This window comes from Mangrovibacter phragmitis, from assembly GCF_001655675.1.
Lineage (GTDB): Bacteria > Pseudomonadota > Gammaproteobacteria > Enterobacterales > Enterobacteriaceae > Mangrovibacter > Mangrovibacter phragmitis.
In genome coordinates this window covers 25,369-44,391 of record NZ_LYRP01000050.1, presented here as the reverse complement: position 1 = coordinate 44,391, position 19,023 = coordinate 25,369, and the positions used below count along the sequence as shown (strand labels likewise).

Annotated in this window: 24 protein-coding genes; 10 read left to right on the top strand and 14 right to left on the bottom strand. The window is 50.5% G+C overall.

Features of this window, described 5'->3' with window-relative positions:
• Window positions 1–15: 15 nt before the first annotated feature.
• From phoQ to rluE, 7 genes are all read right to left on the bottom strand, one after another.
• On the bottom strand, window positions 16–1,476 hold the full coding sequence (gene phoQ / locus A9B99_RS22375) for a two-component system sensor histidine kinase PhoQ (protein ID WP_064601313.1): 1,461 nt from the start codon (window positions 1,474–1,476) through the stop codon (window positions 16–18).
• On the bottom strand, window positions 1,473–2,147 hold the full coding sequence (gene phoP, locus A9B99_RS22370) for a two-component system response regulator PhoP (protein WP_064601312.1): 675 nt from the start codon (window positions 2,145–2,147) through the stop codon (window positions 1,473–1,475). The genes phoQ and phoP overlap by 4 nt, the downstream gene beginning before the upstream one ends.
• Before the next feature lie 265 nt (window positions 2,148–2,412).
• A complete protein-coding gene (purB, locus tag A9B99_RS22365; protein WP_064601311.1) occupies window positions 2,413–3,783 on the bottom strand; it encodes an adenylosuccinate lyase in 1,371 nt (456 codons plus the stop codon).
• A gap of 20 nt (window positions 3,784–3,803) precedes the next feature.
• Window positions 3,804–4,433, bottom strand: coding sequence for a high frequency lysogenization protein HflD (hflD, locus tag A9B99_RS22360; RefSeq protein WP_036108351.1), 630 nt, complete (start codon window positions 4,431–4,433; stop codon window positions 3,804–3,806).
• 33 nt (window positions 4,434–4,466) lie between these two features.
• Complete coding sequence (mnmA, locus tag A9B99_RS22355; protein ID WP_064601310.1) at window positions 4,467–5,567, bottom strand: tRNA 2-thiouridine(34) synthase MnmA; 1,101 nt, start codon at window positions 5,565–5,567, stop codon at window positions 4,467–4,469.
• A 56-nt stretch (window positions 5,568–5,623) separates the two neighbouring features.
• Window positions 5,624–6,082 (bottom strand): NUDIX domain-containing protein, encoded by a 459-nt coding sequence (locus tag A9B99_RS22350; RefSeq protein WP_064601309.1) that lies wholly within the window; start codon window positions 6,080–6,082, stop codon window positions 5,624–5,626.
• Window positions 6,083–6,098: 16 nt separating this feature from the next.
• Window positions 6,099–6,752: a 23S rRNA pseudouridine(2457) synthase RluE gene (rluE, locus tag A9B99_RS22345; protein WP_064601417.1), complete on the bottom strand. Its 654-nt coding sequence runs from the start codon at window positions 6,750–6,752 to the stop codon at window positions 6,099–6,101.
• Window positions 6,753–6,862: 110 nt separating this feature from the next.
• On the opposite strand from rluE, the gene icd reads away from it, so the two are divergent.
• On the top strand, window positions 6,863–8,113 hold the full coding sequence (gene icd / locus A9B99_RS22340) for an NADP-dependent isocitrate dehydrogenase (protein WP_064601308.1): 1,251 nt from the start codon (window positions 6,863–6,865) through the stop codon (window positions 8,111–8,113).
• Window positions 8,114–8,223: 110 nt separating this feature from the next.
• Here the strand turns inward: icd and A9B99_RS22335 are convergent, their stop codons facing one another.
• From A9B99_RS22335 to A9B99_RS22310, 6 genes are all read right to left on the bottom strand, one after another.
• Window positions 8,224–9,369, bottom strand: a complete 1,146-nt coding sequence (locus tag A9B99_RS22335; RefSeq protein ID WP_064601307.1) for a site-specific integrase — start codon at window positions 9,367–9,369, stop codon at window positions 8,224–8,226.
• Entirely contained in the window at window positions 9,359–9,595 is a 237-nt protein-coding gene (locus tag A9B99_RS22330; RefSeq protein WP_064601306.1) for an excisionase, read from the bottom strand. The genes A9B99_RS22335 and A9B99_RS22330 overlap by 11 nt, the downstream gene beginning before the upstream one ends.
• A gap of 197 nt (window positions 9,596–9,792) precedes the next feature.
• Window positions 9,793–10,011 (bottom strand): TraR/DksA C4-type zinc finger protein, encoded by a 219-nt coding sequence (locus A9B99_RS22325; protein WP_064601305.1) that lies wholly within the window; start codon window positions 10,009–10,011, stop codon window positions 9,793–9,795.
• On the bottom strand, window positions 9,995–10,459 hold the full coding sequence (locus A9B99_RS22320) for a hypothetical protein (RefSeq protein ID WP_064601304.1): 465 nt from the start codon (window positions 10,457–10,459) through the stop codon (window positions 9,995–9,997). The genes A9B99_RS22325 and A9B99_RS22320 overlap by 17 nt, the downstream gene beginning before the upstream one ends.
• A gap of 134 nt (window positions 10,460–10,593) precedes the next feature.
• On the bottom strand, window positions 10,594–11,418 hold the full coding sequence (locus tag A9B99_RS22315) for a YfdQ family protein (RefSeq protein WP_064601303.1): 825 nt from the start codon (window positions 11,416–11,418) through the stop codon (window positions 10,594–10,596).
• A 33-nt stretch (window positions 11,419–11,451) separates the two neighbouring features.
• Window positions 11,452–11,811 carry a hypothetical protein gene (locus tag A9B99_RS22310; protein ID WP_064601302.1) on the bottom strand — a complete coding sequence of 120 codons (360 nt, stop codon included), beginning with the start codon at window positions 11,809–11,811 and terminating at the stop codon, window positions 11,452–11,454.
• A gap of 377 nt (window positions 11,812–12,188) precedes the next feature.
• Here A9B99_RS22310 and A9B99_RS22305 point away from each other — a divergent pair, with 377 nt between their 5' ends.
• Window positions 12,189–12,635: an ECs1072 family phage-associated protein gene (locus A9B99_RS22305; RefSeq protein ID WP_064601301.1), complete on the top strand. Its 447-nt coding sequence runs from the start codon at window positions 12,189–12,191 to the stop codon at window positions 12,633–12,635.
• 372 nt (window positions 12,636–13,007) lie between these two features.
• Here the strand turns inward: A9B99_RS22305 and A9B99_RS22300 are convergent, their stop codons facing one another.
• Window positions 13,008–13,652: a LexA family protein gene (locus A9B99_RS22300; protein ID WP_064601300.1), complete on the bottom strand. Its 645-nt coding sequence runs from the start codon at window positions 13,650–13,652 to the stop codon at window positions 13,008–13,010.
• A 94-nt stretch (window positions 13,653–13,746) separates the two neighbouring features.
• Between A9B99_RS22300 and A9B99_RS22295 the strand changes: the two genes are divergently transcribed.
• The 8 genes from A9B99_RS22295 (at window position 13,747) to A9B99_RS22260 (ending at window position 19,011) form a co-directional block, all read left to right on the top strand.
• Window positions 13,747–13,956, top strand: a complete 210-nt coding sequence (locus A9B99_RS22295; protein WP_064601299.1) for a Cro/CI family transcriptional regulator — start codon at window positions 13,747–13,749, stop codon at window positions 13,954–13,956.
• A gap of 28 nt (window positions 13,957–13,984) precedes the next feature.
• Entirely contained in the window at window positions 13,985–14,536 is a 552-nt protein-coding gene (locus A9B99_RS22290) for a YmfL family putative regulatory protein (protein WP_064601298.1), read from the top strand.
• A gap of 163 nt (window positions 14,537–14,699) precedes the next feature.
• Window positions 14,700–14,867 (top strand): DUF4222 domain-containing protein, encoded by a 168-nt coding sequence (locus tag A9B99_RS23510; protein ID WP_074388856.1) that lies wholly within the window; start codon window positions 14,700–14,702, stop codon window positions 14,865–14,867.
• Window positions 14,864–15,748, top strand: a complete 885-nt coding sequence (locus A9B99_RS22280; RefSeq protein ID WP_064601296.1) for a conserved phage C-terminal domain-containing protein — start codon at window positions 14,864–14,866, stop codon at window positions 15,746–15,748. The genes A9B99_RS23510 and A9B99_RS22280 overlap by 4 nt, the downstream gene beginning before the upstream one ends.
• Window positions 15,745–16,923 carry a phage N-6-adenine-methyltransferase gene (locus A9B99_RS22275; RefSeq protein ID WP_064601295.1) on the top strand — a complete coding sequence of 393 codons (1,179 nt, stop codon included), beginning with the start codon at window positions 15,745–15,747 and terminating at the stop codon, window positions 16,921–16,923. Before A9B99_RS22280 ends, A9B99_RS22275 begins: the two co-directional genes overlap by 4 nt.
• A complete protein-coding gene (locus A9B99_RS22270; RefSeq protein WP_064601294.1) occupies window positions 16,920–17,306 on the top strand; it encodes a RusA family crossover junction endodeoxyribonuclease in 387 nt (128 codons plus the stop codon). Before A9B99_RS22275 ends, A9B99_RS22270 begins: the two co-directional genes overlap by 4 nt.
• A 14-nt stretch (window positions 17,307–17,320) precedes the next feature.
• Window positions 17,321–18,022, top strand: a complete 702-nt coding sequence (locus tag A9B99_RS22265; protein WP_064601293.1) for a phage antirepressor KilAC domain-containing protein — start codon at window positions 17,321–17,323, stop codon at window positions 18,020–18,022.
• Window positions 18,019–19,011: a DUF968 domain-containing protein gene (locus A9B99_RS22260; RefSeq protein WP_064601292.1), complete on the top strand. Its 993-nt coding sequence runs from the start codon at window positions 18,019–18,021 to the stop codon at window positions 19,009–19,011. Before A9B99_RS22265 ends, A9B99_RS22260 begins: the two co-directional genes overlap by 4 nt.
• Window positions 19,012–19,023: the final 12 nt, after the last annotated feature.

Genomic DNA, 19,023 nt, shown 5'->3' with positions numbered 1-19,023 from the left:
GTATTTTTAATGGGGTTACTCGGGTGCGGCACCATCCTGGCGGCGAAATAATATCCTCATTGACAGACCGCCAAGGTGGCTTTCTGCAAGGTGAATATCCCCATCATATTGTTCAACGACATCCTGAACAACAGCCAGCCCGACTCCCTGGCCTGGGCGCAGTGTGTCAATACGTTGTCCGCGCTCGAACACCCCAGCCCGCCGTGCTTCCGGAATACCTGGACCATCATCATCGACAACCACCACCAGGCCTTCATCGCAATGGCTGGCCCGAACTTCGACAAACTCCAGACAGTACTTACAGGCATTATCCAGCACGTTGCCCAGTACTTCCATAAAGTCGTTTTTTTCACCAATGAAAGCGACTTCCGGTGATATATCCAGCCGAATATCCACCCCTTTGATTTGATAGACTTTGTTGAGTGCCGAGGCCAGACTGTCCAGTAGTGGTGCTACCGGATGGAGTTCACGGTTTAGCAATACACCGCTGCCCTGAACACTGGCACGGTGCAGGTAATAACCAATCTGGCCGGAAATACGGCTGATTTGTTCGAGCATGATGCTTTCCGCCTGGCTGACATCCATTTTTTCTGTGCGCAGGGCACGAAGTGTGGATTGTAAAACAGCCAGTGGCGTTTTCAGGCTGTGGGTGAGGTCGGTAAGTGTTGTGCGGTATTTGTTATAGCGCTCGCGCTCTGATGTCACCAGGCGGTTCAGATTACGTACCAGGCTGGTCAGTTCGCGTGTCGTCTCAGGATTAAGGTGTTCACGGTGGCGGGATTCGAGTTCACGGACTTCGGTTGCCAGGGATTCAATGGGGCGCAAACTCCAGCGCGCGGCGAGCCAGAGCAGGGGAATAACCAGCAGTATGTTGGCAACCAGCACATACATAAACCAGTTCCAGACCTTATTTGCGCGCTTTAGCTCCACTGGAATGGCATCGACAACGGCAATAGTCAACGGTGGTAACGTAGCGGTTGCCGGATAGAGGTTAATGGCGACCGAGTGAGTTACGGAGGTTCTACTTTCATCGTTATGCAGCGTTTGTAAGACTTCCTGCATTTTGCTGTTATTACTCAGTAATGCCCGACTGGCACTCAGCGAGGATTCAATTTCATGGAAACCGTCAGATTTGAGCCACTCCGGGCGAATATTATCCTTTACCCAGGATACCGGGCGTTGTTGCCAGAGCAATTTGCCGTGTGTATCGTAAATCATTGCCAGTGTTGGGCTTTGTTCATTCAACGCAGGGGGAAAATCAACTGACAGTTTACCGTCCCTGAAGTGGGCAAACGTGTAATACATATTGCTTTCGCCACGAAGCAGGCGGAAAGTATTTTTATCAAAACTGACTGTATAACCGGCGATAGCGACAAAACCATAGGCCAGCGACAGTATAGTGACGACCGCCGCTGTTGCCAGCAAAAAACGCAGGCGCAGGGAAAGGGGAAATAACCATGTGTAAACGCGTTTCATGGTGCCAGTTCAAAACGGTAGCCCTGGCCTCGTACCGTGATAATGACTTCACCAGCATGCTGTGACTGAATTTTTTTACGTAACCGCCCCATTAGTACATCAATGGTGTGGCTTTCTCTCAATTCTGCATCCGGGTACAGTTGCAGCATTAATGCTTCTTTACTGACAACCTTTCCATTATTGCGAATTAACATTTCCATAATGGTATATTCAAAGGCGGTGAGCTTGATAAGGATGTCGTTAATGGATAATTCGCGACGAGACAAATCAAGGTGAAAAGGTGCCAGTGTAATCACCTGTGACGCCAGCCCGCTGTTTCTGCGCATTAATACCTGCATCCTGGCGACCACCTCTTCCAGGTGGAAAGGTTTGGTCACATAGTCATCCGCTCCAGCGCCAAGCACTTCGACTTTTTCTTGCCAGCTCTCGCGCGCCGTAAGTACCAAAATAGGAAGCGTGATATGTTCGTTACGCCAGCGGCTAATCATTGATACACCGTCTTCATCCGGCAGACCAAGGTCAACAATAGCAATATCCGGCACATGCTCTTTCAGAAAGTAATCTGCTTCTTTAGCATCTTCTGCTGCGTCGACCTGGTGGCCCAATTCACGCAACTGAACTTTCAGGTGATGGCGTAATAACGCGTTATCTTCCACAACCAGTACGCGCATTGATAATCCTCATAACTTCACATAATCAGCCTTGCTCTTTTCACCATTTTCGCACATATGGTGAATTTATTGAAACAGCTTGATTGCAAAGCAGCCCGGTAAAAATAATGGGGAGATTGTACGTGGCCTGGTCAGTAGTGCAGGGTGATTAGTGTAACTATTTGCTGAAATTGGTTCAGTGAAGCGAAGAGGTAGATAAATATGAGTTATAAACGCCAGTGATGAAGGGTGAACGCCACCCGTTGGCAGCGTTCACCCGGAGGGGTTATTTCAGGTCATCCACCATTTGAATGGCGCGGCCAATATAGTTAGCCGGAGTCATCGCTTTGAGACGAACTTTTTCTTCTTCCGGTAATTCCAGACCATCAATAAACTGTTTCATCCCTTCGGCGTCCACTCGTTTGCCACGGGTTAACGCTTTGAGTTTTTCGTAAGGCTGTTCAATGCCATAACGGCGCATTACCGTCTGGATGGGCTCCGCCAGCACTTCCCAGTTGTGATCCAGTTCTTCCAGCAGGTGGTCGCGGTTTACTTCCAGTTTGTTGATGCCTTTGAGCGTGGACTGCCAGGCAATAAGCGCATAACCCACACCTACACCCAGGTTACGTAACACGGTGGAGTCTGTCAGGTCGCGTTGCCAACGAGAAACCGGGAGTTTGCTGGCCAGATGTTGCATAACTGCATTTGCAAGGCCCAGGTTACCTTCTGAGTTTTCAAAATCAATAGGGTTAACCTTGTGTGGCATGGTGGATGAACCAATTTCACCGGCGATAGTTTTCTGTTTGAAGTGGTTCAGCGCGATGTAACCCCACACATCCCGGTCGAAATCAATCACAATGGTGTTGAAACGGGCAACACAGTCAAACAGTTCGGCAATGTAGTCGTGTGGTTCAATCTGCGTGGTGTACGGGTTCCACTGGACTCCCAACGAGGTGACAAATTCTTCGCTGAATTTATGCCAGTCGACATCCGGGTAAGCAGCCAGGTGAGCATTATAGTTACCTACCGCACCATTAATTTTACCGAGGATTTCTACCTGCTCTAACTGGCGGTACTGGCGCTCCATACGGTAAGCGACGTTAGCCATTTCTTTACCAATGGTGGAGGGTGTGGCAGGTTGACCATGGGTACGCGATAACAGAGGAATATCGCGGTATTGCTGTGACAGGTCTTTAACCGCATCGATAATTTTACGCCACCACGGCAGGATGACTTCAGCGCGCGCGGTTTGCAGCATCAGTGCGTGGGACAGGTTATTGATATCTTCAGATGTGCAGGCAAAGTGAATAAATTCAGAGACAGCATGCAGTGCAGGGACTTCACTGACTTTTTCTTTCAGAAAGTACTCCACCGCTTTAACATCGTGGTTCGTCGTGCGCTCAATCGTTTTGATTCGTGCCGCGTCTTCTTCATTAAAGCTGGTAACGATATTGTTGAGGAAATCGTTTGCGTCTGCATCAAAAGCAGGAACTTCCTTGATCGCTGTGTGTGCGGCCAGCTTCTGCAGCCAGCGAACTTCGACCTGGACGCGGAATTTCAGCAAACCGAATTCACTGAAAATAGCGCGCAGGGCGCTGACTTTATCGCCGTAGCGTCCATCAACGGGGGAAACGGCGGTCAGTGAGGATAATTCCATCAGTAGTAACTCCTGAGAGGTTAACATTGAGCAAGAATTTGCCGTGCCTGTGTGGACAGGCGATTTCGGGAAAACATGAGTTGCAGGCGGCTACCGCCTGACTGGCGCCACAACACAGCAGCGCGGATACCGGCGAGCAGTGTGGCGCGCACTTTCGCCTGCACTTGTGCGCTTTGTAGCACGGCAGGTGAGCCGGTAACCTGAATGCGCGGCCCCAGTGGGCTGATAACATCCACATAAATACCGGCCATCGCGCTTATTAAGGTATCGGACATGACATCAAAATGATCCAGTTGGCGTTGCAGCCCCTGAATACGTTCACCGAGGGTGTTCAGCGCATTCGCGTTTGCAGAGAGCTTTTTCTCCAGTACCACAAGGCTCAGGGTATAACGCGTGATATCTGCGACGATACCATGGCGCTGGCCTGCGTTAAGTACACCCAGCAGCGCTTCAAGGCCTGGCTTTAGGTTGGCTTCCTGACCACCATATACTGCAAGCATAGACGGTGGGTTCAGGTCGAGCACGCTGTTTAGCGAGACATGTAACGCATCCGTGTCACAATGCCCCTGGTGGGCAAGCTGTTGCACTAACATTGCCGCCTGGCTGACGCCCGCAAGCGCCAGTGTGATGTCATGATATTGCTTAGCCACGCAAACTCCTTTCTTTTGTGCAGCAGGAATGATTTACAGAGGAATACGTTGTTCAATTATCCCACCACCCAGGCAGATTTCTCCGGTGTAAAATACCGCAGACTGACCGGGGGTTACCGCAGCAACCGGTGTGGCAAAGCGCACTTCAATCCGGTTTTCATCCAGAGGGATAACGGTGCAAGGGATATCTTCCTGGCGATAGCGTGTTTTCACTGTGCACTCTACAGGTGCAGAGAGTGGTTCACGAGATACCCAGTGTAACTGCTGAGCAACCAGCCCTGTGGACATCAGCCGTGGGTGTTCATGGCCCTGGGCCACAATCAGAATATTGTTGGCGACATCTTTATCCACTACATACCACGGGTCTTCGCTACCTTCTTTTGTACCACCAATCCCCAACCCTTTACGCTGGCCGAGCGTGTGGTACATCAACCCCTGGTGTTGACCTATTTCATCACCATCAACGGTGATAATTTTCCCTGGTTGTGCGGGCAAATAGCGGCCAAGGAATTCACGGAATTTACGCTCGCCAATAAAACAAATACCGGTGGAGTCTTTTTTCTTCGCAGTGACCAGATCCAGCTCTTCAGCGATTTTACGGACTTGTGGCTTTTCCAGTTCACCTACCGGGAACAGGCTTTGCGCGATTTGTTCATGGCTCAGAGTATAGAGAAAGTAACTCTGGTCTTTATTGCTATCAAGGCCACGCAGAAGCTGGCTTTTCCCGTTGACATCAGCACGGCGTACATAGTGACCCGTTGCGATATAATCGGCACCGAGATCTTCTGCAGCAAATTCCAGGAATGCTTTGAATTTGATTTCTTTATTACACAAAATATCCGGATTTGGCGTACGACCTGCTTTGTATTCAGCAAGGAATAACTCGAAGACATTATCCCAGTATTCGGCTGCAAAATTGACCGTATGCAGTTCAATACCGAGCTTATCACAGACGGCCTGTGCATCTGCGAGGTCTGCAGCAGCCGTGCAATACTCCTCGCCATCATCTTCTTCCCAGTTCTTCATGAACAGGCCTTCCACCTTGTACCCTTGTTGCAGTAACAGGTAAGCGGAGACGGAAGAGTCAACACCGCCGGACATCCCGACGATTACTTTTTTCTGGCTTTCTGGCATGGAGATACTCACGACTATCAACTTCGAAGCGGCGTATTCTAGCACGCGCCGAACCGTTAGGCATCCTTTGTGAACGGCCAGTTAAAAGCACCCAGTAATGCCAGCGGATAACGTTCGCCTTTGCGGTAGCAGTGCAGGCTTTCTGCAACCAGTGGTGAGCGCAGATTTGTGGCTCGCAATAAGGTTCGTTCATCCACCCACAGGCAGCGGTCAATATCACTGTCGTGGGGTTCTGTTGGGCATATTGCAGGCAAATCAATAGCGAACAGAAAACGTAAAAACGGTGTGTTATCCGGTGCTATCCACTGGTGCAGTTGTAAGAAATGCTGCGGTTGCGCAACGATACCGGTTTCTTCATACAGTTCGCGTTCTGCGGCTTCAACCAGGGTTTCCCTGGCTTCAAGGTGCCCGGCAGGCTGGTTCCAGGTGGCTTTACCGCGCACTTTTTCCTCAACAACCAGGAATTTATTCTCTGCCTGAACAACACAGGCAACCGTAACATGGGGCTTCAGCATTATTTTTTCCTTATATTCAGACTGGTAATTCCCGCCATTCCCCACAGGGAATATTTTCCAGCGTATAAGGCCCGATCGCATAGCGGATCAGGCGCAGCGTAGGAAAGCCAATATGTGCTGTCATACGGCGCACTTGTCGGTTACGGCCTTCACAGAGCGTGATTTTAAGCCAACTGACTGGAATAGATTTTCGCTCGCGGATAGGGGGCGTACGCGGCCAAATCCATACGGGTTCAGTAACAATTTCCGCCCCGGCGGGCAAGGTTGGGCCGTCTTTTAGTGTAACGCCATTACGCAGGGCTTCCAGTGCAGCTTCATCAGGTTCACCTTCCACTTGTACAAAATAAATTTTACTGGTTCGCTTGCCTGGTTGCGTTAATGTCGCCTGTAATTTCCCATCATTGGTTAACAACAATAAACCTTCGCTGTCACGATCCAGACGCCCGGCTGCATAGACGCCTGGTACGGAAATATAGTCTTTCAGGGTCTGGCGACCGGCGTCATCGGTAAACTGGGGGAGTACATCATAAGGTTTATTGAAGAGAATAAGCCGTTTTGGACCACCAGTTTTACTATTTTTGGTGCCTTGTTTGGAGCTGAATCGTTTAACCTGGTGATTTCTAAAAGAAGTTTTATTCATGGTATTTTCAGGTAAGGTTGATTCACGCATTATAACGTAAACATAAGTGCCTGGCATGGCGTAAAACATTCAGGTAGTATTGACGCGCCATTACAAATTATTAACAAAAGAGTAACCAGAAGCGCTCGAAGGAGAGGTGAATGGAAAGCAAAGTAGTTGTTCCGGCGGAAGGTAAAAAGATCACCCTGCAAAATGGCAAGATTGACGTGCCAAATAACCCGATTATTCCATTTATTGAAGGTGACGGTATCGGGGTGGACGTTACGCCAGCAATGCTGAAAGTGGTCGATGCCGCTGTCGCAAAAGCTTATAACGGTGAGCGTAAAATTTCCTGGATGGAAATTTATACCGGTGAGAAATCTACCAAAGTTTATGGCCAGGATGTCTGGCTGCCACCTGAAACACTTGATCTGATTCGCGAATACCGTGTTGCCATCAAAGGACCTCTGACTACTCCGGTTGGCGGCGGTATCCGTTCCCTGAACGTTGCTTTGCGCCAGGAACTGGACCTGTATGTGTGCCTGCGCCCGGTGCGTTATTACCAGGGCACGCCAAGCCCGGTAAAACACCCTGAACTGACCAACATGGTTATTTTCCGCGAAAACTCCGAAGACATCTATGCCGGTATTGAGTGGAAAGCCGACAGCGCAGACGCTGAAAAAGTTATCAAATTCCTGCGTGAAGAAATGGGCGTGAAGAAAATTCGCTTCCCGGAACACTGCGGTATCGGTATCAAACCTTGCTCTGAAGACGGAACCAAACGCCTGGTGCGTGCTGCTATTGAATACGCAATCACAAACGATCGCGATTCCCTTACGCTGGTGCACAAAGGCAACATCATGAAGTTCACTGAAGGTGCCTTTAAAGACTGGGGCTACCAACTGGCTCGCGAAGAGTTTGGTGGTGAACTGATTGATGGCGGACCGTGGATGAAAATTAAAAATCCGAACACTGGCAAAGACATTATCGTTAAAGATGTCATTGCTGATGCCTTCCTGCAACAAATCCTGCTGCGTCCGGCAGAATATGATGTCATCGCTTGTATGAACCTGAATGGCGACTACATTTCTGACGCTCTGGCAGCTCAGGTTGGCGGTATCGGTATTGCTCCGGGTGCCAACATTGGTGATGAATGTGCACTGTTTGAAGCAACACACGGCACCGCACCAAAATATGCAGGCCAGGATAAGGTAAATCCGGGTTCTGTGATTTTGTCTGCTGAGATGATGCTGCGCCACATGCAGTGGTTTGAAGCCGCTGACTTAATCGTTAAAGGTATGGAAGGCGCAATCGCTGCCAAAACAGTAACCTACGATTTCGAACGTCTGATGGATGGCGCTAAACTGCTGAAATGTAGCGAGTTTGGCGACGCGATTATCGCGAACATGTAATCTGCGTGGCAGGTTAGTGAAGAACGGGAGCCGGTGGGTTCCCGTTTTTTTATGGCTTCGAAAATTCTTCCCCAAAACTTTCCCCAAAACGTTTCCCCAAAACCCCTCCGTCAAGACCCCGTTTGGGTGTCGATCACTAGCCAGTCTTTTCCTCGGTCATCGTTATATTTATCGGTCATTTTACGGGACTTGTGACCCAGCAGTTTTTGGGTATTAATTCCCTGTTCGCGATAAAGTCGTTCTGATAACGAACGTTGTTCATGAAAGGTTGGGGCGGTACCTGTCTCCCAGTTTATTCCTGATTTATCGCGGGCCTTTTTAAATGTTGATGTCAGTGTTTTAGTGGAAACTTGATCGCCTCGATTTGCTTGTGATGTTGTATGGCGAAAATGAATCAGATATTTACTGACAACTGCATCACGACATTGTGATATTACATCCCTTAACGAAATATCGAGTTCATTAATTTTGAGTGAAAGAGGAATAGCAAGTCGGGTACCTGTCTTTTCCTGTTCAATATGTAACATGTCATCCCATATATCTGTAAACTTCATATTACAGATATCGCCGAGCCTTTGCCCGGTAATGAGTGCCAACATCATTCCGCATTGCAGGTATGGTTGCTGCCTAGAGGCGGCTTCATAAATGACTTTCCATTCATCAAGAGACAGCCGCTGCCGGGTGACTCTATTTCTTGGCTGCCGGGTGGCCTGTGCTGGGTTATATCCAGGCGGAACATGGCCTGCGTGTTGTGCTTCCTTAAACACATCAATGAGTACCATTCGAACAATTTGAGCCATACGGCTGTGTCCTTCGGCTTTCACTTCGTCAATCACCTCTGAGATATCCAGCGCAGTTATATCCTTTAGGTGCTGCAATCCGCAGTGCTCCCTGAATAAGCGAACTGGCTTGGCCTTTTGCCTGTATGAGTTAGGGCGAAGTTCTCCCTGGCTAAGCCGTTCTTCCTGAATTGACTGGTACTTGTCTAGCCACTCTGTGACAGTAATATCTGTTCGTGAGCCTTTCACTCGGGCCAGGCGACTATTTACGCTGAGTATTTGGCGGGTTCTTTGCTCGGCGAATATAGTATTCGCTTCCGTTGCGACTTGCTTCGCTTCGGACTCGTCAGTTCCCAGACTATGAAACCGACCTGTTATGGGATTTTTGTATTGCCAGTAAACCTTCCCGGTCCTCTTGTCCAACTTGCAATAAAGGTTCGGGATGGTGATCCGGTGTGCTCTTGGTCTAGCAGCCATCGTTAATAATCCGTCTCAGTTTCGGGTTGGCATTGACCGGAATTTGAGGCGCAGCAAGCATGCCAACAAAACGTGCTTCCCGGTCCACCATCCAGTTACGACCAACCTTAATGGCCGGAGGAGCGATCATTCGACCTTTGGCATACTTCTTTAATACTCGCTCGCTGGGAGCCTGTTCGCCAAATTCCTCATGGGCCCATTCAAGTAAAGGGATCATTCGTGACATTGGTTCCTCCACTGAGACCGGCTGCACCCGGCCAATAAATTATTTATGGTTTTATGATTCGTGCCAGCTAGCTGGTGGGTAATTTCATTCCAAAACCAGCACTGCTAAGTAACCAGCAGCCAGGATGAACGCCACCACCATAAATCCCATGAAAATAAGAGCTCCCGGGGAATAGTTCATAAGCGGTTTAGGTTGGCTCATGCGATACCTGCCTTTTTACGTTTATCAGTGAAGTTCTGGCACTCAATACACATGGTGCAGCCCGGAACGGCTACACGGCGCTTTTCTGGAATAGGTTTGCCACAGGCTTTGCAGTGAGTTGCAGAAACCGCATCGTGGTTAATATGGGCATTGGCTATTGCTATGCTGATATTAAATTCGGCGCGTTCGTTGGCTTCATCAATAAGCTCTGCCATCTTTCACCCCCTGGCGGAGTTGAGTGGCGAACGATTCCGCCAATTCTGATACTTTCCCGTAGATCGCAACCTGCCTGTCGAAATAACCTCCAGACTGCAATTTTGTATGTTGTGCAGCCATTTCTTCTGCAAACATCCCCACACCCTCAGCCCTGATCGCTGTAATGGCTTCATCGGTAAGCGGGGTTTCGCATCGCTTCCAGATAAGATGCATTTCAGCACCAGCGGGCTGGTGGACACGCAACTCTTCGGCAAGGCAGTCATTCATGCATTTGATGGCCGCATTTTCGTTAACCAGAACCTTCCCTAGCACACGCAGTGCATCTATACGGTTAATCAGTTCGTGCATGATTTCGGTATACGTAGTGATTGGTGTCATGCTGGTGGTATAACTTCTCGCTGTTCTAATTAATTCCTCCAGCGGCATATCAGTGAGAGGCATATTCATGTGGTCAGTTCTCCGTGTTATTTACGCGCTGCACCGCGCTGAATTTTGGTTGAGCGGATCCCTCGCCGGGTGGCGATAATTAAATTGAATGCGCTTCACTAAATGCCCCAGGCGGGGCATTTAAGGCTGGGCAGTCAGGCCTGGAACACGCCGATAAAGGTTTCTACGGCGCTGTCTTTGAAGTCCTCAACCAGCAGGTCACGAAACTCCTGGGCCATTTCTTCTTCGTAGGCTTCAAGCTGGACAATACGCAGAACCAGAACAGGAGAATCACTGGTAAGAATGCTCATGCGCACTTTGAAACGGTATTCTTCCAGCCCTTCATACGGTACACACTTAAACTCGAAGGCCACTGGCATAATGTCTTTGCTTTTGGCTTCCACGCTTTCCATCACACTGCGTTTGCCACTAAAGTCCTGATCTTCATAGTCAGCACTGCGGACGGCATCAATTGTGATTTTGCGAACAGAAGCTGCAGCCTTTTTGGCATCAATGGCTTCACCATCAGCCGAAAAGCCAGTGACATAATCGGACCAGTCTTCCAGCCACTCGGCCAGCTGCTTCTGGCTGTTACGGTCACCGTTGATATTCAGCAGCGCAGAGTAGGGCGCGGTGCGCTTGAGAGCGAGAACGGCGGTGTTATCAGCATGGCCCGGATCATCGATCGTACCCAGGTTAAATACGGAAGCCGCCCGCATTTTGTCGGCATTGATAAAACAGCGGGTACCTTCGGCGGCATAGCCAGTGGAATAGCGGACAAAGTCGTCGATGCTGGCTGTTTCCATCTGCCCACGAAAGCGAAAACGCCCGGCATAGAGATTTTCCAGTGAGTGAATATTAACAGTTTTAGGCAGAGCCACTGCCGGGCAGTCAGCACCGGCAAGCTTTTCTTCTGCCAGCTGGCTCATTACCAGTTCGCGTACCTGGTCAATGGCGGTTGAATCAAGTTGCTGTGACATGAACGATCCTTAAATTGTCGGGTAAGTAATTAATCAGTTGGTGCCGCGTAATTTCGCGTCAGTCTCGCCAGCCAGGGTGAACAGTTGCCCCTGGTCCTCCTGCAATATCGTGAGCTTACCGCCCCGGTTGACGTACATCGGTGTTTCCGTGGTGTCTTCTTCAGACGACTTGCCGCGGGCAGTTGGGCGCACGGAAGACAGCTTGTGAGAAATTTTTACCCGGTTATCGTCGAACGGGCTGATCTCCAGGCTGATAGTGACTTTGCCCTTTGCACGGTTATTGAGTACGCCAGAAGCCACATCGTTGAGAACGGCAGCGATTTTGTTTTCGAAGACTCCGCCATCAAGCTCCCCAAAGAAGTCGGGGACATTGGTTAAGCGCTCTTTGTCCATCGGTTTACCCTCAGAATGGCGGCATCACCGCCGGTTAGTTTCTCCACACAACACAAAAGGGCACCTGTGGCTGCAACCACCCGGGAGGATTGGGGAATGAGCCCGTCACCCGGTGATGCCCTTGTGTGTTGTGTAAAAAATTGCGGTACCAGTCAGAACACTATCTTCATCCTCCTAGTGTTGGGTTGAAGATCTGGTACCGCCAAAGGTTCTACACAGCATTTGCGTTCCTTCGCAGTGGTCTGGGGTCATGGATAAACACCAGACTCCTGCGCCCTGAAAAAGCTGCTGGCTCACAGGGGTGGTTGTGCCTGCTTTTATCCACATCAGGCGAGGTGGTATCTTGGTTGCTCTCACACATCCAAGAAGGAACCAACATGAACGGATACGAAAATCTTTATTTAGCCATCCTTCCCGATCTTGCTGAACACTACGGAATTAGCTCCTCACATTTCCAAAGTAATCCTCATTCAACCAGTTCTCAGCAGTGCCGGAGTCATCTTTATAAGCTGATACTTATTGAGTTTTACCTTCATGAACACCGGTTGAAAAACAGCAAGTCCGTCCTTCATCTTGATGGTGTGGCCGCTTTGCATCACCTTGTGTATTTGAAAACAAAATGGACTCCTGCGAGCATTCGCAACCTGAACACTCCAGATCTGCTTTTTGCTCTGCTTGATGATCTTGTTCCAGACCAATTGAGTGAAACAGCGCAGAATTACTTAGCAGTGATTTCAAAGAATCAGCGTTTGCCAAAAATCGATCTAATGAGTTACACAGGCTGGGAGATAGGTTCTGGCGGTCAGTATCTGAAAGACGAGTGATTGCGTGCTGGGCATCGTCGATCTGCTTTAAAAATTTGTATGCACCCCAACTAATGCCTACGACAGCTGTGTTTATGTCGTTTACCAGGTCAAGCTGCTGTTGCATTTTTTCGCTTAGATTTTTCACTTCGGTGCATACATTCATCATCTTACCTTGTGTCAGTTTTGCCCTGAAAAAGCTGGCGGTTACCGACCATCAAGGGAAGCCGGGCCGCCAGAACAGGGATGTGACTTGTCAGTCTGCGATATCAACAAATATGCTAAAAACTTAGATTCTGTTGATGTTTAAAATCTAAATTAACTTAGATTGTTGGTCAAGATGAAAATCTAAATAAAATTAGTTTTTCATCATCTGACTGAGGAGGGAAGTGATTAGTGGCGCATCGTGCGACGGTGTTCAACAACTACGCCGATGATAAGAATTCTTTCTCTTGATGAGTCAAGTGTAGCGAAATCAGGGTTTAATGGGACGAGTTCGAATACATCCTCTCCACTTTCCGTTACACCCCGGGAACGGTATTTTTTGAAGGTCGCTTCATTACCCCCGTTCTTTGCAACAACATAGTCACCGGGACCCGGGGCAAGCTCAGGATCAACTATTATGGTGTCACCTTCCCTGAAGTCTGGCTCCATAGATTTGCCTTTCACTCTTAGGGCAAAGGTCCCTAGTGAATGTGCGTCTGTCGTTAGCACGTACTCGAGTGTTCCTTCAAGATTGGTGGCATCGCTTTCCCCGGTCCAGCCTCCTGCTTGCACCCAACTTATGACTGGCACACGCATTGCACCGAGTGATGCTGTATCCACATTAGATTTTTCTTCTTTTCCTGTGACCAGAAAACCTTCTGAAACACCGAAAAACTTAGCCAGCTTGGTTAGCGAAACACCACCTGGCTGGTTTTGATCTTTTTCCCAATAGCCAACCGTCACGTCAGAAACACCGACAATTTTTCCTAATTGGACCTGGGTCAGTTTTCTGTCCTTTCTCAAGGACCTTATTCGCGAACCGAGTGTACCCACGAGAAATCTTCCAGTAGAGAAACCTAAGTTATCTTAGTTTTAATTGACCAAAAATAAATTAGACAATAATATCTAAGTTAACTTAGGAGGATGTATGACAACGACAGAGTTAGAAGCGTTTTTCGGTACGCCAAATAAGGCTGCTGACTTCTTCGGCGTCTCGCCAGAGGCTTTCTATCAATGGAGAAAGCGTCCTGGTGGGTTGATTCCAAAAGGAAGAGCCGCCGAGGCTGAAATTAGAACCAAAGGTAAGTTGGTTTTTCGCCCTGAGCTTTACAACAAAATTAGCAGGTCAGCGGCATAGACGTAACCACAGAAAGAAGGGGTTAACCGTGGGTAAACAACACTGGAAAGTCGAAAAACAGCCCGCCTGGCTGGTGGCTGCAATCAAACGAACTATCGCGGCATTGCCTGGTGGGTACGCCGAGGCTGCTGAATGGCTGGACGTAACAGAGAACGCATTGTTTAACCGCCTGCGTACTGATGGTGACCAGGTATTCCCTATGGGGTGGGCCATGGTGCTACAGCAGGCCAGTGGTACGAAGTACATCGCCGATGCCGTTTCGCGTAATTCAAACAGCGTGAATGTTCCGCTGGTGGAGCTGGAAGAGGTGGATAACGGCGATATCAACCAACGCCTGATGGAGTCCATAGAGTGGATTGGTAAGCACTCAGCTTATCTGCGTAAAGCCACGGAAGACGGTGTGATTGACGCCACAGAGAAGCAGCAGATTGACGAGAACAGCTACCAGGTTATGGCGAAGTGGCAGGAACACTTAACGCTGTTATTCCGGATTTTCTGTGAGCCGGAAGAAAGTGGCGCCCGCGAGTGTGCAGCTCCGGGCGCCCTGGCGTGTCGTATTCGTGGAGAAACTAACGCATGAACAGTTTAACGGCTAACAGCCGCTTACCGCAACTGCGGGGGATCCCTGTGCCGGGAACCACGTTGTTTCGGTATGAACGGATGGTATCAGGGCGCTGGGTGGCATGTAACCACAGCAGGGCGACATCAATTGTGGGTGTGTACTCCCGGAGGGCCAGAGCGTTATGCAGGAACTTGACCGCCAGTACAAAGACCCCCGAGGTTTCATTGTCCACGTCATTGGTTACGACCGGGAAAAACAGCAGGTCATTTTTATGCCCCAGGGTTACCCGCATGAGTGCATGCAGCCCGTTGAGCGGTTCAGGGAGAAGTTTAAAAGGGTGGATGCATGAGCACTAAATTAACCGGTTATGTATGGGACGCCTGCGCGGCCTCCGGCATGAAGTTGTCCAGTGTAGCCATTATGGCGCGCCTGGCTGACTTCAGTAGTGACGAGGGGGTGAGCTGGCCGTCTATCGGAACCATTGCCCGGCAAATAGGTGCAGGTGAAAGTACCGTGCGTACCGCTCTGGCACAGTTGGAGAAGGGGGGCTGGTTGTCCAGAAAACAACGGCGTAACGGTAACCGTAATGCCTCGAATGTTTACCAGCTCAACGTGGCGAAACTCCAGGAGGCCGCTTTTGCTCACCTGTCAGATTCTGACGCCTCAAAATCTGATGCATCAAAATCCGACCCGTCAAAATTTGAGGCATCAAAAAACGGCAAACCAGGCGATTTTGACCCGTCAGAATCTGGCGGGGATCCGTCAGTAAATTCAACTACTGATCCGTCAGGTAAAAAACCTTCTTGTCAGGTTGCCGGGCAACCCGACAACACGCCAGAGGATCCGGCAACTGCCGTTCTGGATCATTTCAACCAGGTAACCAAATCCAGCTATCGCGATGGCAAAACCACCATGGGGTATATCCGTGGTCGCCTGGCGGACATGTTCACGGCGGAAGACCTGATCCGCGTGACGGACTACGCCACGGCGAAATGGCTGGATGACCCGAAAATGTGTGATTACCTGCGCCCCAAAACGCTGTTTGGGCCAGAGAACTTCCAGGAGTACCACCAGAAAGCCATCAAGTGGGATGAAGCCGGGCGCCCGGCATGCATCAACGGCAAATGGCAGATACCGGGTGCCATATCGCCGACTGGTCGGGTGGACACCTTCAAGGGCAGCTATGACGGTACTGATTACAGCCAGGTTCCGGAGGGATTCCGTTCATGACAAATGCATACTGTGAGGCTCTTGAAGCCCTGCGTTCTAAGCCCTGCCACGAACTTAAAGAAGTGGGTGACCAGTGGTGTACACCCGATGGCATCTTCTGGGGCATTAACGCCATATTTGGCCCACTGGTGCTGGACCTGTTTGCTGATGCAAGTAATGCGAAATGCCCTGCATGGTACACCGCAGAAGATAACGCCCTGCAGCAGGACTGGTCTGAGAAACTGAGCACACTGGGTGGTGGTGCTGCCTTTGCCAATCCTCCGTACAGCCGGGCCACCCAGCATGAAGGGGATTACATCACCGGGATGCGCTACATCATGCAACATGCTATGGCCATGCGTGAGAAGGGCGGTCGTTATGTATTTCTGATCAAGGCTGCAACCAGTGAAGTCTGGTGGCCTGAAGAGGCTGACCATATTGCCTTTATTCGTGGGCGTCTTGGTTTCGATCTGCCGTCCTGGTTTATCCCGAAAGATGAGAAGCAAAAACCAACCGGTGCATTTTTTGCCGGGGCCGTGGCGGTGTTCGACAAGACGTGGAAAGGCCCGGCAGTCAGCTATATCAACCGTGCGGATCTTGAAGCGAGTGGCAATGCCTTTATGAGTCAGGTTCGCTTTGAGGCTGAACGCATGCTGGCCCGTATGGCAAAAGAGCCTGAACACTTACCTGTTATTGAGGAACCGGCAGAGCAAGAGAAACCGGCTCCCGCCAGAGTTAAAGAGGCGGAAAAACCAGAAATGCCACTGATCCGGGAAGATATTCTCAGCCAGAGTGGCATCACTGTACTGGCATGTGCCGTGGCGGCGTTCGGCGACAAAGAGGCCTACACCTTCACTGAATCCCGGTATGCCCATACCTGGGCGGCTGACTCCGTTGAGAATCCCGTTATGGTGACAATTCCCCAGGAAACCATCAGCAAAGCCCTGGCATTTATTCAACAGGATCAGGCGAACAACACGTTACGTGAGTTTGTTGCCAGTCAGGGTTTTGATAATGACGACCTTCGTCAGTCTGTTACAGAGCGTCTGATCACCGTCAGCAAAGAGTGTGCAGAAGAGTACGGGTTATCGGTCGGGCAGTTCATTGCTATTGCTGGTGGCATTGACCATGCAGCCTGGCAGAACTATCGACACTTACGCGCGGCAGTAAGAACCGCTATGGAGCAGGTCGCATGAAACTGGTGCTCCCATTCCCACCCAGCGTTAACGCCTACTGGCGCTCACCGAATAAAGGGCCGATGGCTGGCCGTATTCTGGTCAGTGCCGAGGGCCGTAAATATCAGAGTGCTGCCTGTGCCGCCATCATTGAACAGTTACGCTGTTTGCCAAAACCATCCAGCGAGCTGGCAGAGGTTGAAATTGTTTTGTTCCCGCCGAACAACCAGCGCCGTGACCTGGATAACTACAACAAGGCCCTGTTCGATGCCCTGACTCATGCCGGGGTATGGGAAGACGACAGCCAGGTTAAAAAGATGCTGATTGAGTGGGGGCCGGTAGTGAAGGGGGGAAAGGTCGAAATCACGATAAGTCTGTACAAACCGGCGGGTGCAGCCGCCTGAACAGTGGAGAACGTATGAGCAGTTTAATGAATGTTATTAATGATCCGGGTTTCCCTGCCATGTCCAGCCTGGAAATTGCTGGCCTGTGTGAGAAACGACATGACCATGTTATGGCTGACATCCGCAACATGTTGCTGCAGCTCGAAATTCAATCTCCCCAGTTTTCGGGAGATTACCGGGATGAACGTGGACGCTCATATCCATGCTATCACCTGCCGCGTGATTTATGCCTGACACTGGTGTCCGGCTACAACGTGGTGCTGCGTAAGCGGGTTATTGATCGCTGGCTCGAGCTGGAAGAGACAAAGAAATCACCGGTACCACAGTCACTCCCTGAAGCCCTGCGTCTTGCCGCTGACCTGGCGGAAGAAAAACAGCAGCTGGCAGAGAAGCTAGAAGCCGCAGCGCCCAAAGTGGAGTTTGTGGATCGCTACTGTACTGCCAGTGGTTCGATGTCATTTCGCCAGGTGGCAAAGCTGCTGAATGCCAAAGAGCCAGAGTTCCGGCTGTTCCTCCTGGACAACAACATCATGTACCGGCTGGGCGGCACCCTGACACCACACCATCAGCATATTGCCCTTGGTCGCTTTGAGGTAAAAACCGGCACCTCGCAGGCATCCAACCACGCATTCAGCCAGGCGCGCTTCACGGCAAAAGGCGTTAAGTGGGTTAGCGGGCTGTGGATTGAACATGTGATGAAGGGATCCGCAGCATGAGGGCACTGTTAACACCGGATGTCGCCCGGAAAATGGGCATTGTGCTGTTACGCCCCGGACCAGAGCTGATGCCACTCTTTTCCCGTGGCCGTGTGCTGGTGGAGCATGAGCCCGCCGATATGGCAGATTTGCCCACCGGCCTGGTACCGCCAGTAAGGCAACCACTCACGGAAGATCCGTACCTGCTTCGTTTCTTTCTTGATGAACGGGTTATTCAGGCTGCCGGTGGCATCAGCGCCCTTGAAGCCTGGCTACTCATGAACGGGAATACCTGCCAGTGGGGCGAGGGCGACTATCATCACCATGAGATAACCACCCGCAGAGAAGCCGAAGGCGCATTACGCCTGTGCTGGCACTGCGACACCCAGTTTCGCGATCAGTCATTTAAGGCACTTACCGATATCGCCAGGGAAAACGTGGTTGAGTGGGTAGTGGATAAAGCCAGGGCTGCGCTTCACTTTGATGAAAGCCACACACTCACACTGCCTGAGCTTTGCTGGTGGGCTGTTCGCCAGCGCGTCTCCGGTGCCTTTCCTGAGTCAATGGCAGAACAGGCGCTGGGCTGGCCGGTAGAACCCATCAAATCCGTTTATCGTGAATGTGACCTGATGCCTTCGGCACTGGCCACCAGCGTGATAGAGGAACACGTAAAACCTGTACTAACCCTGGCGGTTGACCCGGAAACACCGGAATCCTTCATGTTGCGCCCAAAGCGCAGGCGCTGGGTAAATCAAAAATTCACGAAGTGGGCAAAATCACAGCCCTGCGAATGCTGCAGGAGACCAGCAAACGACCCCCACCATATTATTGGCCACGGGCAGGGTGGGATGGCAACCAAGGCGCATGACTTATTCGTGATACCGCTGTGCAGGGCGCACCACGACGAGTTACACGCCGATATCGTGGCATTTGAGGAAAAGTACGGGAGCCAGCTGGCCCTGTGGTTTCGTTTTATTGACCGAGCGCTGGCAACTGGCGTTCTGGCGTGACTGAGTGGAGAG